At 70.0% G+C, this 15,469-nt stretch carries 19 protein-coding genes and 1 pseudogene; 8 read left to right on the top strand and 12 right to left on the bottom strand.

Annotated features, from left to right (window positions below; translation table 11 throughout):
• Positions 1–222: 222 nt before the first annotated feature.
• Together ACQPYD_RS19135 and ACQPYD_RS19130 are read right to left on the bottom strand one after the other, a co-directional pair.
• The gene (locus ACQPYD_RS19135; protein WP_433696952.1) at positions 223–693 is read right to left on the bottom strand and encodes a hypothetical protein; all 471 of its coding nucleotides are present in this window, start codon (positions 691–693) and stop codon (positions 223–225) included.
• A 293-nt stretch (positions 694–986) separates the two neighbouring features.
• Positions 987–1,790, bottom strand: coding sequence for an SDR family oxidoreductase (locus ACQPYD_RS19130; RefSeq protein ID WP_433696951.1), 804 nt, complete (start codon positions 1,788–1,790; stop codon positions 987–989).
• Positions 1,791–1,887: 97 nt separating this feature from the next.
• Between ACQPYD_RS19130 and ACQPYD_RS19125 the strand changes: the two genes are divergently transcribed.
• On the top strand, positions 1,888–2,679 hold the full coding sequence (locus tag ACQPYD_RS19125; RefSeq protein ID WP_433696950.1) for a helix-turn-helix transcriptional regulator: 792 nt from the start codon (positions 1,888–1,890) through the stop codon (positions 2,677–2,679).
• An 89-nt stretch (positions 2,680–2,768) separates the two neighbouring features.
• Here the strand turns inward: ACQPYD_RS19125 and ACQPYD_RS19120 are convergent, their stop codons facing one another.
• From ACQPYD_RS19120 to ACQPYD_RS19090, 7 genes and pseudogenes are all read right to left on the bottom strand, one after another.
• Positions 2,769–3,395 carry a TetR/AcrR family transcriptional regulator C-terminal ligand-binding domain-containing protein gene (locus ACQPYD_RS19120; RefSeq protein WP_433696949.1) on the bottom strand — a complete coding sequence of 209 codons (627 nt, stop codon included), beginning with the start codon at positions 3,393–3,395 and terminating at the stop codon, positions 2,769–2,771.
• 107 nt (positions 3,396–3,502) lie between these two features.
• Positions 3,503–4,963: a hypothetical protein gene (locus ACQPYD_RS19115; RefSeq protein WP_344180362.1), complete on the bottom strand. Its 1,461-nt coding sequence runs from the start codon at positions 4,961–4,963 to the stop codon at positions 3,503–3,505.
• 124 nt (positions 4,964–5,087) lie between these two features.
• Positions 5,088–5,405 (bottom strand): hypothetical protein, encoded by a 318-nt coding sequence (locus ACQPYD_RS19110; RefSeq protein ID WP_433696948.1) that lies wholly within the window; start codon positions 5,403–5,405, stop codon positions 5,088–5,090.
• Between the two features lie 13 nt (positions 5,406–5,418).
• Positions 5,419–5,745: a hypothetical protein gene (locus ACQPYD_RS19105; RefSeq protein ID WP_433696947.1), complete on the bottom strand. Its 327-nt coding sequence runs from the start codon at positions 5,743–5,745 to the stop codon at positions 5,419–5,421.
• Between the two features lie 149 nt (positions 5,746–5,894).
• Positions 5,895–6,059: pseudogene (locus ACQPYD_RS19100) on the bottom strand (BldC family transcriptional regulator); the annotation flags it as partial.
• Positions 6,060–6,292: 233 nt separating this feature from the next.
• Entirely contained in the window at positions 6,293–6,517 is a 225-nt protein-coding gene (locus ACQPYD_RS19095; RefSeq protein WP_433696946.1) for a hypothetical protein, read from the bottom strand.
• On the bottom strand, positions 6,514–6,807 hold the full coding sequence (locus tag ACQPYD_RS19090; RefSeq protein WP_433696945.1) for a hypothetical protein: 294 nt from the start codon (positions 6,805–6,807) through the stop codon (positions 6,514–6,516). The genes ACQPYD_RS19095 and ACQPYD_RS19090 overlap by 4 nt, the downstream gene beginning before the upstream one ends.
• Before the next feature lie 466 nt (positions 6,808–7,273).
• On the opposite strand from ACQPYD_RS19090, the gene ACQPYD_RS19085 reads away from it, so the two are divergent.
• The 3 genes from ACQPYD_RS19085 to ACQPYD_RS19075 all read left to right on the top strand — a co-directional run bounded on the left by ACQPYD_RS19085 (position 7,274) and on the right by ACQPYD_RS19075 (position 8,821).
• Positions 7,274–8,095: a helix-turn-helix domain-containing protein gene (locus tag ACQPYD_RS19085; RefSeq protein ID WP_433696944.1), complete on the top strand. Its 822-nt coding sequence runs from the start codon at positions 7,274–7,276 to the stop codon at positions 8,093–8,095.
• Entirely contained in the window at positions 8,079–8,261 is a 183-nt protein-coding gene (locus ACQPYD_RS19080) for a DUF397 domain-containing protein (protein WP_402911696.1), read from the top strand. The genes ACQPYD_RS19085 and ACQPYD_RS19080 overlap by 17 nt, the downstream gene beginning before the upstream one ends.
• A gap of 344 nt (positions 8,262–8,605) precedes the next feature.
• Entirely contained in the window at positions 8,606–8,821 is a 216-nt protein-coding gene (locus ACQPYD_RS19075) for a DUF397 domain-containing protein (protein WP_433696943.1), read from the top strand.
• A gap of 194 nt (positions 8,822–9,015) precedes the next feature.
• Here the strand turns inward: ACQPYD_RS19075 and ACQPYD_RS19070 are convergent, their stop codons facing one another.
• Positions 9,016–9,990: a helix-turn-helix transcriptional regulator gene (locus ACQPYD_RS19070; protein ID WP_433696942.1), complete on the bottom strand. Its 975-nt coding sequence runs from the start codon at positions 9,988–9,990 to the stop codon at positions 9,016–9,018.
• 83 nt (positions 9,991–10,073) lie between these two features.
• Here ACQPYD_RS19070 and ACQPYD_RS19065 point away from each other — a divergent pair, with 83 nt between their 5' ends.
• The 4 genes from ACQPYD_RS19065 to ACQPYD_RS19050 all read left to right on the top strand — a co-directional run bounded on the left by ACQPYD_RS19065 (position 10,074) and on the right by ACQPYD_RS19050 (position 14,006).
• Complete coding sequence (locus tag ACQPYD_RS19065; protein ID WP_330160804.1) at positions 10,074–10,475, top strand: RidA family protein; 402 nt, start codon at positions 10,074–10,076, stop codon at positions 10,473–10,475.
• A gap of 793 nt (positions 10,476–11,268) precedes the next feature.
• The gene (locus tag ACQPYD_RS19060; RefSeq protein ID WP_433696941.1) at positions 11,269–12,234 is read left to right on the top strand and encodes an ATP-binding cassette domain-containing protein; all 966 of its coding nucleotides are present in this window, start codon (positions 11,269–11,271) and stop codon (positions 12,232–12,234) included.
• On the top strand, positions 12,231–13,058 hold the full coding sequence (locus tag ACQPYD_RS19055) for an ABC transporter permease (RefSeq protein WP_433696940.1): 828 nt from the start codon (positions 12,231–12,233) through the stop codon (positions 13,056–13,058). Before ACQPYD_RS19060 ends, ACQPYD_RS19055 begins: the two co-directional genes overlap by 4 nt.
• Positions 13,059–13,220: 162 nt before the next feature.
• Positions 13,221–14,006, top strand: a complete 786-nt coding sequence (locus tag ACQPYD_RS19050) for a helix-turn-helix transcriptional regulator (protein WP_433696939.1) — start codon at positions 13,221–13,223, stop codon at positions 14,004–14,006.
• On the opposite strand, the gene ACQPYD_RS19045 is transcribed toward ACQPYD_RS19050, so the two are convergent.
• A complete protein-coding gene (locus ACQPYD_RS19045) occupies positions 13,960–15,216 on the bottom strand; it encodes a cytochrome P450 (RefSeq protein ID WP_433696938.1) in 1,257 nt (418 codons plus the stop codon). The genes ACQPYD_RS19050 and ACQPYD_RS19045 overlap by 47 nt on opposite strands.
• 11 nt (positions 15,217–15,227) lie before the next feature.
• Entirely contained in the window at positions 15,228–15,461 is a 234-nt protein-coding gene (locus tag ACQPYD_RS19040; RefSeq protein WP_433696937.1) for an MbtH family protein, read from the bottom strand.
• Positions 15,462–15,469: the final 8 nt, after the last annotated feature.

Raw genomic sequence — 15,469 nt, 5'->3', positions numbered from 1 at the left:
GCCTCCTTTTGGCATGTATCCCAGCAGCAGGGGGCTACTCCCCTCCCAGGGGCTATGAGGACTACACATCTTGCTATCTCTCACAGGAGCGACAGAGCCCCTGAGTAGATTCAGCCATCACTCCGGCCGGGCGTCGGCCAGCGCGGTCAGGACCCCCGGGCCGACGCGGGCGTGGCACATCCTGTACAAGACAGCCCACTCCGAGCCCGGGGTGTCGTGGCGTCACGGCGGTTCGGCCAGGCGGACGACCCGGTCGGCACGGACGTCGTACCCCAGAACGGGGTGGCCACGGGAGCCTTCCGGTTCCATGAGAACGGGTTTGCCCAGGCGGCGTCCGATGGCCGTGAGGAAGTGGCACAGGACGTCCAACCGCTCCTGCCCCTGGAGTTCACGCAGGTCCACGTCGAAGTCGATCTCGTCCGGAGCGTAGAAGCGAAAGATCGCGAGTACACCGCCACTCGGCCACACCCGCAACTCCGAGAACCCGGGGCGCGACAATGCGGTGTGCGCCGGTCTCAGGAGCACCACGGCATCGCCCTCGGTGTACCGGTGCCGCCATCCGCGCTCGACCACCAGCTCCAGGAAGCTCTGCCAGTCCCGCACCGAGGCGTCGGGAACCCGCAGGTCCGGCAGCGAACCCATGAGGTGGGGGTCGAACAGGTCCTTCACATCGTCCCAGAGCAGCGCGGTCATCCGTCCATGCTGACACCTGACGGAGAAGGACGGAGCTTCGGCCACAGGGCGGCGAGGGTTCGTGCCCGTGAGGCGGCAGGACCAAAATCGAGCTGTGCTCCACCCCGACCACACGGTGCAGACCGGGGCCTGCACGCCTGCCTGCGGCAGCGCGACGCCGACGACCCGGAGGTGCTCGCCCAACGGTGGGGCGAGCGCCTCCGAGCGCGCAGCGGGAGAGGCCTGTGCCGCGGAGACCGTCTTCCGGTCACCGCGGGATGCCCCCGGTCCGGCGAACCCTTCCCACCACGGCGTCAGATGATCTGCTCGGTCGGGAGGATGGTGATCTCGGTCAGGTTGACGTGCTTGGGGACCGCGCTCATGAAGGCGACCGTCTCCGCGACGTCCGCGGACGACAGGACGTCGATCTGGGCGATCAGGTCGGCCATGAGCTTGCTCGCCGCCGGGTCGGTGACGTGGTCGGGCAGTTCGGTGTCGACCATGCCCGGCTCGATCGTCGCCACGCGGATCTTCTTGCGGCCCAGCTCGGTGCGGAGCAGTTTGGAGAGCTGGGTGACGTAGGCCTTGGTCGCGGAGTAGACCTGGAAGCCCTCCAGGATCCGGACGGCGGCGATCGACGAGGTCATGACGAGGTCGGCGCTGCGGCCGTCGGCCGCGGCCGACTCCAGGGACGGCACGAAGGCCTGGACGGTGTTCATGACGCCCTTGATGTTGAGGTTGATCTGGGCATCCCAGTCCGCTGTGGCCAGGTCGGTGATGCCGGAGATGAGCTGCACGCCGGCGTTGGCGAAGACGAGGTCGACCCGGCCGAGCTCCTCGGCGACGCGGTCGGCCGTCGCGAGGACGGCGGCGCGGTCGGTGACGTCGGTCGGCAGGGCCAGGGCGGTTCCGCCGCCGGCGCGGATGCGGTCCTCGACCTGGTCGAGCCGGTCGCCACGGCGGGCCACCAGCGCCACCTTCGCGCCGAGTTCCGCGAAGCGCAGGGCGGTCGCCTCGCCGATGCCGCTGGAGGCGCCGGTCACGACGGCGACACGTCCGGCGAGCGGGGTTCCGGAGACGAGCTGGGCGGAGGGCTGGGTGTTCTGTGCTGTGTTCATGTCGACCAGCATGCGACCGGTTCCGCCGGATCGGGGGGTAGCGATACGGCCCCCCAGCGGTCCGGGGGAGCCCCGTGCCCGTCGGTAGGCTCGGGGCATGCCACGCAGCGAGTTGGGTGAATTCCTCATGACACGCCGGGCCAAGGTGGCGCCCGAGGCCGTCGGAATGCCCGCGGCGGGCGAGCGCCGCGTCCCCGGCCTGCGCCGCGACGAGGTCGCCGCTCTCGCCGAGGTGAGCGTCGACTACTACCGCCGCCTGGAACAGGGCAAGGAGACCCGCCCCTCGGAGGTGGTCCTGTCCGGCCTCTCCGAGGCGCTGCGGTTGACCGGGGCCGAGGAACGGCACCTCTACGCACTGGCCGGTACGGCGCGCAGGCTCGACGAAGAGGCCACAGTCCAGCCGGTGCCGACCGAGCTGCTGAGCCTGATGGACTCCTGGATCGACTCCGGGGCCATCGTGCTGGACCCGGTGCTCGACGTCCTGGCGCTGAACGCCCGGGCGCAGGAGCTGTTCTCCGGTTTCGAGGAGACCGCGAACCTGTTGGAGATGGTCCTGCTGGACCCCGAGGGCCGCCGGTTCTTCGTCGACTGGGAGGCCTCCGCAGAGGCGACGGTGGCCAACCTGCGTGCCAGCGCCGACTTCGCCGTCGCCCCCGCGCGGCTCCGGGAACTGCTCGACCGGCTGGAGGCCGAGAGCCCGGAGTTCCCCGGCCTGTGGGCGCGCCACGACGTGCGGCCCAAGACCCACGAGACGAAGGTGTTGCGCCACCACGCCCGGGGTCTGCTGAGCATCGACTTCCACGCCTTCGACGTCGCCAGCGTGCCCGGGTACCAGCTCCTGGTCTACCGGGAGAAGGGGACGGAGGAGGGGACCGGCGCTACCCCCTGAGAGCATGCCCGGACCTCGGCGGCCCACGAGCGATCAAGCTCTGTCCGGGGCTGCGCCGTCCGTCGGCGCCCGGCGGGTCCCGTGAGGGGTCAGCTCACCGGGTGTCGGGAGCCGTCCTCCGGACAGGCTCCTCGAGGAGGCCGCCCCACAGCGGGAAGGATGGCGTGGTCCACGATGCGTTCGAGGTGGGCGCGTGTGGGGACGCGCCCTGTGTCGGAGAGGTGTTTGAGGACCAGGGCCTCTCCTATGTCGACGACCACGTCGTTGACCAGGGACGGGTCTATGTGTCCGTGCTCCGCGTAGTGGGTCAGGACGGTGCGGGTGAAGCGACCGCCCTTGGGGTCGAACACGCGGGTGTACAGGGCCTCGGCCAGTTCGGGGTGGCGGTCGCGTTCGGTCAGGATCGCGGCCGCGGCCCGGGCCGTGGGGGTGGTGGTCCACTCGGCCAGGCTGACCAGGGCCCGGACGAGGTCGCCGCGAAGGTCGTCGGTGCCGGGGGAGACCGTCTCCTGCGGGAAGTCGTGCTCGAGGGCGTCGAGCACGATGTCGATGGGGGCGGACCAGCGCCGGTACAGGGAGGTGCGGGCGGTGCTCGAGCGCTGCGCGATGCCCGCCATGCTCAGGCGGCCGACGCCCACCAGGCAGAGTTCCTCGACGGCTGCGGCGCGGATGTCGGCCAGCAGTTGTTCGGGGCCGCGGCGGCCACGGGCGGTCATGGGCGTTGTCCTCCCTGTCAGGGCACCGGCCCAGTGTAGGGCCGGTGCCGGGAGTGACCGGCGGGCCGGGCTTCCCGTGGTGGCGGCGCCGGCCGGCGACGGTGTTCTCAGGCCAGGGTCGCCACGGTGGTGGAGAAGGGGCCCAGTTCCAGGAGGTCGCCGGATGCCGGGGCCCGGAGGGCCGGGCGGTGGGAGGTGGCGGTGTCCACGTGGGCGGTCTCGTGGAAGCGGCCCTCCCCGGTGAGGGTGACCTGGACGGGGTCGGGCCCCGTGTTGACCAGCAGGAGGCGGCGCCGACCGTCGGAGGTGACGAACCCCTGGGCGTGCACGGGGGGTTCGGGGGACAGTTCGCTGCCGGCGCGTGTGGGCACGAGCAGGTCGCCGGGGCCGAAGTGCTCCAGGAGCAGCGCCAGGACGCGGTAGCGGGCGTTGGGTTCGCCGGTCTCCCAGTCCAGGAGGCTGGTGCCGGGGATGACGGTGGGGTAGCCCAGGAACTCGGCCACCCCCACGAGGTCGATGCCCAGCGCGGTCAGGCGGGACCACAGGTAGGCGACGAGCGCCCCGGCCAGGGCCCAGTACTGGTCGGGGATGTCGGGCTCGGCGGCCATGACGTCGGGGGCGAAGCTGCCGATCTCGTTGATGTGGGTGCGTGTGTGGGGGCTGAGGCGCTTCTTGATGGATTCGATGAGGCTGACCTGGCGCAGGAACCCGTCGGCCTGGGCGAAGAAGGTGGTGTGCCAGGTGGAGAAGGGGGCGTTGGGTCGGCTGTCCACGGCGTCGGTCAGGGCCGGAGCGGCATAGAAGTGGTACGAGATGGCGTCGATCGGGATGCCGGGGGCGTGGTTGGCCGGGTCGAGGAAGTGCCAGAAGTAGTCGGGGTCGTCGGTGATCGGGCTCAGAGACAGCCCTACGAAGCGCATGTCGGGGTCCAGGGGGCGCAGGCGCTGGACCACCTGGTCGTAGAGGCGGGTGTAGGCAGCCGGGTCCCACTGGTGGCCCACGTCGGGTTCGCAGAGGACCTCCCAGTAGGCGAACCGGTGGCGGTGCGGGGAGGTGTGGCGTCGGCCGAGCTCGTCGGTGAATCCGCCGCTGATGTACCAGCGGGCCATGCGCTCGAAGTAGTCCGCGATCTGGTTCAGGGTGGCGTCGCGCGGCTGTGTGCCCTGTTCGTAGTCCCATTGCGCGGCGTCGGGATCGGTGCCCACCGCCACGGGTTCGGGGGTGTCGAACATCCAGGTGGGGATGGCGGCCAGATTGGCGACCACCGGTCGGCCCCGGGTGGCCTCCATGAAGTCGTCGAGGAGGGGGTCCAGGTGGGTGAAGTCCCAGGAGGTCGCGTGGTCGGAGGGCGGTTCCAGCGCGGGGACGGCCAGGTGGGGATGGGTCCAGAAGGAGAGGAAGCGTGTGTGGTCGGTGTCGAGCTCGCGCAGGGCGGCGAAGGCCCTGTCGTGGATGGGTGATCCGCGGCGCAGGGGCGGGGCCGTCCACAGGTGGGTGGTCAAGGTGGTGCGCGAGGTGCACAGGACGGCATTCCAGTCCGCGTGCACGGGGATGGCGGGTCGGGTCATGGGTGTGTCCTCATGCCGTGGGCCGACGTGGGGCGACGACCGCTCGCGCACCACCTTAGCTACATCACCGTAGCTACACAACTGTATCTAAAGTTGGAGCGCGTTCGGGGGCGACAGCGTGCGCTCACGGTGTCCTCGCGGAAGCAGCCGCACTGCGCACACCAATGAGTGCCTGGTAGCTGCGCAGCACCGTGGCCAGGGCTTCGGTGTCGAGGTCGTCGACTCGCGTGCGCGCCTCGGCCAGTCGCCGCCGTGCGGCGGCGTACTCCAGGTCGGCGGCTCTGTGGCGCTGTTCGGCCGCGAGGAGTTCGAGGCGGGCGATCCCCGCCGCGGCGTCGGCGGCGCGCTGTCTGTGCCCGGCCATGATCCGGGGTGCGACGGCTTCGGCGCGGTCCAGGTAGCGGGGGACGGTGGGAGTTCCGTCGCTCGCCCTCGTGCTCATCGGGGTCCGTCCTTCACAGGCCGTGTCGGGTGCGGGCGTCGGTGATGCGCCGGATCAGGTCGGGCGGGGTCTCGGCGTGGACCACGGTCACGCCGGGGTACTGCGCCCAGAGCCCGTCCAGACGTGACACCGGGGTGGTGCGGATGAGGAAGCCCACGTACCAGCCGGGGTGGGAGCGGTCGATCTCCTCCAGAGCGAGCAGGTCGGCGGTGACCCGGTCCGGGTCGGTGGCGCGCAGGATGGTGCGGGTGTCCTCCCAGGGGCGGCGGAAGCTCACCGCGGGGCGGTCGTTCACCGTCGCCGTCTCGATGTGCCAGCCGGGTGCGTGGTCCTCGCCCATCAGTGCCTGTCTTCCCGGGTGCGCAGGGTGGTGATGAGGTCGTTGATGCGGGCGGCGGCGGTGGGGTCGCCGTGGGCGGTGGCCAGGTCGCGGACCTCCTCCAGGGCGAGCAGGACGGCTCCGCCGCCGGGGCCGGGGCCGGGGGTGGTGAGCAGGGCGTTGATCTGGGTCTGGGGGTAGCGGCGGTGTCCGCCCAGGGTTTTGACCGAGGCCAGGCGGCCGTCTTTTTCCCAGCGGGCGACGGTTTTGGGGTCGACGCGGAAGAGGCGGGCGACCTCTGCGGGGGTGAGCAGGGTGTCGGCGTTCTCGACCAGGTCGGGCCGGGGTCCGGTGGGCGCGGTGTTCTCCGTCAGCGTGTGTCGTCGGTCGTCGGGTGTGGGTGGTTGATGGTGGGTGGGGTCGGGTCCGGTCCGGGGAAGTACGACCGGACCCGAGCGGGTGGGGCGGGGCCGCCGGCCCCCCTTTTGGCGGCGGCCCCGCGGCCCGGTGGTGGTGTTTCACCGGGCGGGGAACCCCCGGGCGCAGCGGTGCCGCCCGGAGGGGGTTCTCAAGGGGAGCGGCCGGAGGCGACCGTACGGGTCACGTGCCGCATCTGCCGGGAGAGCCGGTCGGGGTCGGCGCAGCGCAGCGGCGCCACCGCGGCCGGGCCGAGGAAGAACGCCACCCACATACGCAGGGAGTAGGACCACATCACCCACCAGCCCGGGTGGTGGTAGGTGAGCGATGCGGCCACCTGCCGGTACTCGCGGTCCTGCCCGGGATGCCACCTCACGGGTTCTCGACCACCGCGCGCACCGTCAACGGCCCCGCCCCGGCGCCCTTCCACGCCCACTCCCACTCCCAGTACACGGCCAGGTGGTCCACCAGGTGCAGACCGGGAAGCGGGGCCTGTCGGGGATCGCCCAGACGCGGATAGGGGATGACGGTGTCGCCCCGGGGGCCGTTGTCGGTCACCGCGACGCCGACCAGGAACGGGTTGACGTCGATGACCACCCGCACGGTCCCGCCAAGGTCCCCGGAACGGGAGTGCTTGCGGGCGTTCGACACCAGGGCCTCGGCCACCAGACCGACCGGTTTCCTCGCCCGGCGGGGAACCACCGTGGGCACCCACGCGGCCAGGGCGGTACAGCCCCGCTCATGGCCCAGAAGAATGCCGTGCCGATGGGGCTCGGAGAACCCGATCCGGTGCGGGTACGGCACTTTGGGCTCGGGGTTTACGTCTGGTTTCGGTGTGGTGATGCCGGTAGGCTGCATTCGTCTCACCTCGGTGGTTCGGGGTGGGGTATTGAGCCTCGGAGGCCGGTTGCGACGGTCGCCGGGGCTTTTGGCTTGCAACGGACTTTCAGCCGGACGCCTCCGTTTTCATCGGCATCCGCTGCTTCTCCGTGGCTCTACCTTGAACACCCGGCCGGTCCGAGCGCTAGAGACATCACTGACCTGTCACGATCTTGTGGTTTCGGTGAAGTTGGGAAGACCCATCGCCTTGAATGAGTCGACCTGGTAGATCCCCCGGTGTACATGGAGAGTCATGGACCGTCCCCCGAAGCCCGACCTGATACGCCTCGGCCTCGTCATCCAGAAGACGCGTAAGAAGGCGAAGTCCACGCAAGTCCAGCTGGCCAAGGCTCTGGCGGTCGTGCCCTCGACCGTCTCGGCGTGGGAGTGCGGGACGCGCAGGCTCAGTGAGCAGGGCGCACGAGATATCGACCGAGAACTCGGTAGTTCGGGTGTAGTTCACCGTGCTTGGAAAGCCGCAAATGACGCAACTGGGGTTCCGGAATGGTACGAGGAGGTAGAGCAGCTCGAACGGAAGATCTCGGAGCTGCGTGAGTACCAGAACCAGGTAGTTCCTGGTCTCATCCAGACCGAGGCGTATGCACACGCAGCGAACCGGGACACCTCTCCCGGCGCCAGTGAGGCCGAGCTGGAGGAGATGGTCAAGTCGCGGATGAGGCGACAGGCGATCTTGGAGACAGACCCGCCGCTGATCTACATGGTGCTGGAGGCGAACGCGGTGACGAGGGTCATCGGGAGTCGGAAGGTTCTCTCTGATCAGCTCGGTGAAGTGCTGTCATTGATGGAGAAACGGGTAGTACGTCTACAGGTCGTACCGCCCAACCCCGGGTGTCACCCTGGGGCCTCCGGTCCTTTCCGGGTGTACTCGTTTCCGGACAAACCCATGGTGGCGTCGGCGGAGTATCAGCAAGGTGAGATTCTGATGGATGACAGCGGCAGAGTGCAGGCCTGCCTGTCGATTTTCAGCTCTGTGCAGGCAGAGGCGTGGTCGCCGGGCCAGTCCGCCGACTTCATCAGGAAGGTCAAGGAAGAACTCGATGAGTACACAGCGTGAGCCCGAGTGGCACAAGAGCAGCTACAGCACGGCGAACGGAAGCTGTGTCGAGGTCGCTGAGGGGAAGAGCGTCCTCGTGCGTGACACGCAGAACCGGGAGTCGGGCCACCTGTCGGCCGGGGCTTCCGAGTGGACCGCCCTGCTTGCGGCGGTCCGAGGCCGGTAGGTACGCAGCACGAACCGGTCTCGCCCAGGAGTAGTGGACGGGACCGGTTCCGTGTTCAGCGGGTTCAGGCTACCCCGGAGCAGAACGCATCTCCAGGAGCAAAGCCCCGCTGTACCGGAAGCCGTAGACGTGAACCCGCCCCCTGGAGCCTCCCCTCAGACGATGCCCGAAGTCCTGATGAGGCCGACCTGATGGTTGCCCCGAGAGGCAAGAGGCACGGTGGGACCTCATGCACTTATCGGTTCCGGCCGACCGTGCTCTCGGTGCGGTCGACGGAGCGCCTACGACGCATCACGGGCCGGTAGCCTCCCCCCATGTGCTGTCAGAAGCCTGAGGAGGCCGATATGACGGTAATCCCCGGAGGCGGAGCCCCGACGGCCCCTACCACCGACGACAAGTGGCACAAGAGCAGCTACAGCGCTAACGGAGGAAACTGCGTCGAAGCTCGGGAGCACACCGGCGGCGCTGACGTCCGCGACACCCAGAACCGCGCCGCGGGGTATCTGGAGTTCACCGGCGGCGAGTGGGCAGCTTTGGTGAACGCGGTGCGCGGCCTGTAGCGCCCCCTCGCACGTGAAGAACAGCGTCCCCTCATAACTGGTGACGGGACGCTGTTCTCGTGTTCAGCGGGTGCAGGCCACCCCGGCGCGCGACACACCACCGGGGCCGAAGCCCTGGCACCTCCTGCGCTCCTCGGGAGCCGCGTCCTTCCGCGCCGCACACCTGCCGGGCAGCGTGGGGAGGGTGACGGCCCTCAGGGGGACTCCCCGTAGCAGGCGGCGATCGCGGCGGCGCGGTCGCGCAGAGAGGTGCGCAACCACTGCGGAGCCAGGACCTCCGCGTCCGTCGAGAGCTGCCACAGCGCCCATTCGGCGTGCCGCGCATCCTGGAAGGCGACCTCCAGCCGCAGCCGGCCGTCCGCGTCGGCTTCTTCGGAGAGGACGGCCAGCGCGGTGCCCACCAGCTCCTCCCGCCGCGCCGGGTCCACCCGAACCAGCACGGCGACCTGGTCGCCGCCGGTGCGGAACCGCGTGCTGCGCTCCTGCCAGGCCCGGTCCAGGTCGACCCGCTCCGGTCGCCGCGCCGGTTCGTCGAGCTCCTCGGCGGCCAGGACCCGGGAGAGCCGGTAGGTGCGGTCGGCTCCGGACCTCGTGGCCAGCAGGTAGCCCTGGTCGCGTACGGTGACCAGGCCGATCGGGTCCACCGTCCGCCACACCGGTTCCCGGTCCGCAGCCGCGTAGTGGATGCGCAGCCTGTGCCCGGCGAACACCGCGCGCCGGATCTCGGACACCACGGTGTCGGGCACCTCTTCGGTCTCCAGGCGCCGCGCGAGGAGGTCGGTGTCCGGGTCGACGAGCAGGCGCCGGGCCGCGTCGGCCGCGGTGGTCCGATCCTTCTCGGGCAGCGCGTCGACCACCTTGAGCACGGCCGAGGCGAGCGCCGAGCCGAGTCCGAAGGCCTGCGCGCCGCGCCGCGATCCGGCGATCAGCAGGGCGAGCGCCTCGTCGTGGCTCAGCCCGGTGAGCTCGGTCCGGAAACCGGGCAGCAGCGCGAAGCCGCCGTGCCGACCGCGTTCGGCGTAGACCGGGACGCCGGCAGCGGAGAGCGCGTCGATGTCGCGCAGCACGGTGCGGGTGGACACCTCCAGCTCGCGGGCCAGCGCGGTCGCGGACAGCCGACCGTGTCGGCGCAGCAGCAGGACGAGCGATACCAGGCGGTCGGCGCGCATGCGAAAACCCTACGGGAATACATGACACAGGATGTCGTGATTTGTTGCGAGGCTTTCCCCATCGCCATCGAGAGGGGATTCCCATGGCACACGCCATCGTCAATCCGGACGGCCTGCACGACCCGGTGCCGTTCGGCTACAGCCACACCGCCACCGTTCCCGCGGGCACGGAACTGGTGCTCGTCGCGGGCCAGTACGGGTCGGGCCCGGACGGCGCGGTCGTCTCGGCCGACTTCGCCGACCAGGTGAAGCAGACGTTCCACAACATCGGCGTCGCGCTCGCCGCCCACGGGCTCGGCCTCCGCCACGTCGTCCAGCTCAGGACGTACGTGGTGGACCACGACGTCAGCAAGCTCGGGCCGATCACCGCGGCCGTGCGTGAGGGCTGGGGCACGGAGCCGCCCGCGCAGACCCTCATCGGCGTCGCGGGCCTGGCCGCCCCCGACGTGCTGTTCGAGGTCGAGGCCGTCGCCGCCCGGCCCTGACCCGCCGCCCGCGTCCGGGACGGCCAACCCGGACGCGGGGGCGGTTCCGGGCCAGGGCTAGCAGGGGACGGGCGACACCCCGCTCCGGTGAGGAACCGCCTCGCTGGCGGGCCGCGTGCGCCCGCCTGCGAGGCGTCGCCTGATTTCTCCTGGGGTTTTATGGTGATCCCGACAGGATGCGAACCTGCGCCCATCGGATTGGGTGTGGTGTTTCGTGTCTCCGTGTGTCGATCAGTGTTCCTTTGTGAATATTGGTCTTGTTGGAGAGTGCTGTTCGGTGCAGTGGGGCGTCCCCCTGCCGTGTCGGCGCGCAACCTCGGAGCATAAACGGGGCGCCCGCCGGTGGGAGGTTGCGCACATCGGCTCCACGCGGCGTGAAACCTGGTCGATGAAATGCGAAGACGCCCTCGGCTGGGGTCTGTTCCCGGTCCTGCGTGATCGGTCGACGCCCCTGAGGGGAAGCGGGTCTCGGCTTCTGCGCGGTCCTGTCAAGTCATATTCACAGGGCTTCCCGTCGCTCGTCGGGTGAGAGAGAATGACCAGGTGAAAGTGAGGTTTTTACTGATTTGGGCAGTCATTCTTCAACGGTGCTCCGAAAGCTTCCCGTGTCGATGTGGCCGACATCGGCCAGCGCTTTCAGGTGGGCTTGTCGGCGGGTAGTGTGAGGGCGATTCGGCGGGCTCTTCGCTTCCTTTCCCGGGTGGTTCCCCTTTTCGCGCGATCCTCGTTTCCAGCTGGTTGATCCGAGCGAAGAGCTTCTTGTCGTGACTATCGGCACAGGTGAGGAGCATTTATGGACGCGGCGATCATCGCCGAGGGGTTGTCGAAGAGGTTCGGGAAGGTGACCGCGCTCGACGGCCTGGACCTGACGGTGCGGGAGGGGGGCGTCACCGCGCTCCTGGGGCCCAACGGCGCGGGCAAGACCACGGCTGTGCGCATCTTCGCCACCTTGTCGCACCCCGACTCCGGCATCGCGCGGGTCCACGGATTCGACGTGACGCGATCACCCCAGGAGGTGCGCCGCCTGATCGGCCTGACGGGGCAGTACGCGGCTGTGGACGAGATCCTCACCGGCCGGGAGAACCTCGTCATGCTCGGCCGGCTGGGGCGCCTCACCCTGCGCGACGCGCGCGTGCGCACCGACGAGCTGCTGGACCGGTTCGGCCTCACGGACGTGGCCGAGCGCCGGGCCAAGACGTACTCCGGCGGCATGCGGCGCCGCCTGGACCTGGCTGCCGGGTTGATGAACCGCCCCCGGCTGCTCGTCCTGGACGAGCCCACCACCGGTCTGGACCCCGCGGCCCGGCTCAAGCTCTGGGCCCTCATCGAGGAACTGGCCGCGGACGGCACCACGGTACTGCTGACCACCCAGTACCTGGAGGAGGCGGACCGGCTCGCGGACGCCGTCACGGTGATCCAGCGCGGTTCGGTGATCGCGGAGGGCACCCCGGACGAGCTCAAGCGGCGCGTCGGGGGCGACTACATCGAGATCTCCCTCGACAACCTCTCCCAGAAGGCCACCGCCGGCGAGGTGGCCCGGGAGAAGACCGGTCAGATTCCCGAGATCGACGAGGAGACCGGCCTGCTCACGATCGCGGTCCCGGAGGCGGCCAACCTCCTGCCCCAGTTGATGCACGGCCTGGGCGAGGCGGGAGTGGGCGTGTTGGACATGCACATCCGCCGCCCCACCCTCGACGACGCCTTCCTCGCCCTGGTGGGCGAGGCCGACCTGACCGCGAAACCGGAGGAGACCCGATGAACGTCATTCAGGCCGAGCGGCCGGAAACGCAGACCGCCCCCGCCGCACGTGACGGGATCGCATGGTGGTTCACGGACATCTGGCTGATGGCCCAACGCAACCTGCGGCGCATTCTGCGCTCGCCCGACGTTCTCGTCATGTACGCGGTCGTGCAGCCCGTCATGTTCATCCTGTTGTTCGTGTTCGTCTTCGGCGGGGCGATCCAGGTTCCGGGCGGGGACTACACCCAGTTCTTCGTCCCCGGGATCTTCGTCCAGATGATCGTCTTCACCGCCGTGGCGATCGTGACGGTGGGCGTTGCCGAGGACATGCAGCGCGGGGTCATGGACCGCTTCCGGTCCCTGCCCATGAGCCGTGCCTCGATCCTGATCGGCAGGGTCACCTCGGAGGTCCTGCGCAACCTGATCGCGCTGGCCGTCATGGTGGTGTGCGGTCTGGTCATCGGCTTCCGCTTCCAGGGCGACCTCGGCCAGATCCTCGGCGGCTTCGCCCTCCTGCTGCTGTTCGGCTTCTCCTTCTCCTGGCTGGGCGCCGTGGCGGGCCTGCTGCTGCGCAGCGTCGAGGCCGCCCAGTCGGGCATGCTCGCGTGGCTCTTCCCCTTCGCCTTCATCAGCTCGATCTACGTGCCGGTCGAATCCATGCCGGGATGGTTGCAGGCCTACGCCGCGCACAGCCCGGTCACCCTCATCACCGACACCCTGCGCGCCTGGTTCAACGGTCAGGACGCGGGCTCCTCCCCCTGGCTCTCGGCAGCCTGGTCCGTGGGGATGGTCCTGGTCCTGCTGCCCATCGCCGTCGTGAGGCTGCGACGGCTCTCCAGTTGACCCTCGGTGCGGTCGGTCCGCGCCAGGGACGAGACGAGGCCCGCCGGGGAGAGGTGGCGACGATTCATGGCTTTCATCGATCACACCGAAGAACGTGTCGACAGGACGCCGCGGCGACCGCCGACCCCTGCGAAGGCGGTGTCCGGACCGACCGGAACCGAGATGAAGGACGCTCTGGAGCGGGCTCTGCACGGTATCCGTGACTTCGCCGACGAGGCCCTGGAGGGCTCCCGGCGTTGGAGACCCGACCACGGCGCGTCCTCCGTCCAAGGGGGCGGAGCGCATCCGCTGGAGGACTTCCTCGACGAGGTCGGCTCAGGGCCGGTTCGGGAGATCTGGGCCGCGCACCCGGAGGAGAAGGGCTTCCACTCGGGACTCGTCCACCGGCGGGTCCGCGTGGTGCCCCGAGACGTCGCGACGCTCCTCACCGAGCCCGCGGCCCTGGCCCTGGCCTCGTGGGAGCGGAAGCTCCTGCGGCAGGGCCGTCAGCGGGTCACGAGGCAGGAACTGCCGGCCTCGCTCCTGCTCGGTGAGAGCGCGGGTCTGATCATGGCCACCGACCGATCCCAGCAGGAGCGTGTCCTGCTGGTGCGCGACCGCGACGTACTTGGGCTCCTGACAAGGCTGTTCCGAACCCTGTGGGCCGGTGCGATCGACCTGGAGCTGTTCCTCGGACGCGGGGGTGACACGGGGGAGGAGAACATCCACCACCTGGTCCTGCTGTGCCTGTCCCAGGGGCTCAAGGACGAGGCCGCGGCACGCGAGCTCGACATGTCCGTGCGCACGTACCGCAGACACGTGGCGGACCTGCTCCGGAAGTTGGGCGCCACCTCCCGGTTCCAGGCCGGGTTCCAGGCCGCCGTGCGCGGCCTGGAACCCGGGAGCCTCGATGACGTGGGGCTCAACGAGCTCTCAGGGCGATCGGCAGGGACTCGTAACCCCAGATGAGGTTGGACCTCAGCCGGACGTGCGCGGCTGTGGGCTCGGCGCTCCCCACACGGGCCACCCACTCCTCGAACACGGCGCGCAGCTCCAGCGACGCCAGGGACGACCCGACGCAGAAGTGCGGTCCGTGGGCGAAGGCGACGTGTCGGGCACCGGGCTTCCGGTCGACGGCGAACCGTCCACCCTGGGGGAACACGCCCTCGTCCCGGTTGGCCGCACCGAGCCAGAGGGTCACCCGGTCTCCTGCCCGGACCGGTCGCCCGGCCAGTTCGGTGTCGCGCGCGGCCGTGCGCATCACATGCAGCGCCGGACTGGTGTGGCGCAGGATCTCCTCCACCGCGCCGGGCATGATCGCGGGCCGCTCACGCAGCAGACGCCACTGGTCGGGGTGCTCCATGAGGGCGCGCACCCCGCCCACCACGGCGTGCCTGGTGGTCTCGTTCGCCCCCGAGATGAGCCCGTCGCAGTTGAGCCGGATCTCGTCGTCGGTCAGGGGTCTGCCGTCCACGCGGCCCTGGACCAGGGCGCTGACCACGTCGTCCCCGGGGTGACGGCGCCGGTGCTCCATCAGGGTGCCGTAGTACACCAGGATGTCCGCGTGCGCCTCGGCCGCCTCCAGCGCCGGTGTGGAGCCGTCGAACGCCTTCGCCGTGCGGTCGAGCATGAACGACCGGTCCGACTCGGGGACCCCCAACAGGTCGCAGATCACAGCGACCGGCAGATGGGCCACGACCCTGGGCAGGTCGCACTCACCCCGCTCCAGCGCCTCCTCGACCACCTCCACCGCCGTGCGGCGCACGCCCGCCGCCAGGCGCTCCACCATGCGGGGGGTGAAAGCCGCCCCCACGACACGGCGCAGCGCGGCGTGCCGTGCGCCGTCCGAGACGATGAGCATGCGTCCGGAGGCCGCCCCGACGGCCGAGGGGTGGGCGCCCAGGCGCATGCCCCGGGCGGAGACGAACGTGTCCGTGTCCCTCAGGACCCGGGTGACGATGTCGTGCGTGGTGACGGCCCAGAAGGGGCCTTCTCCGCCCGGCCCTGCCGGGTTGAGGTAGACGGGCGACCGCTCCCGCAGCTGCGCCCACACCGGTTCGGGGTCCCCGAACGCGTAGAGGTCGGGGTCGGCCAGGTCGATGTCCCGCGGCTCGTCCGGCGCCGCCCGCGGTGGGACGGCGCCGACGGGCGGCGCGTGTTCGCTCCGAGTGTTCTCCACCGGTCGGCTCCTCAGATCGCGCCGTCCCGGCCCATGCGGTCGACCAGGCTCCGGGGACGCATGTCGGTCCACGCGGACTCGACGTACTCCAGGCACTCCTGACGTGGGGCGGGGCCGAACGCGTTGCGCCACCCGGCGGGCGCGTCGGCGAACGAGGGCCACAGGGAGTGCTGGTTCTCGTCGTTGACCACGACCAGGTAGGTGCCGTGCTCGTCCTCGAAGGGATTGGTGGTGGTGTCGTCCATGGGGTCTC

It is taken from the genome of Nocardiopsis sp. CA-288880 (assembly GCF_050955985.1).
Classification (GTDB): Bacteria; Actinomycetota; Actinomycetes; order Streptosporangiales; family Streptosporangiaceae; genus Nocardiopsis; species Nocardiopsis tropica.
The sequence above is the reverse complement of the archived record's forward strand: the minus strand, read 5'-3'. Positions and strand labels throughout refer to the sequence as shown.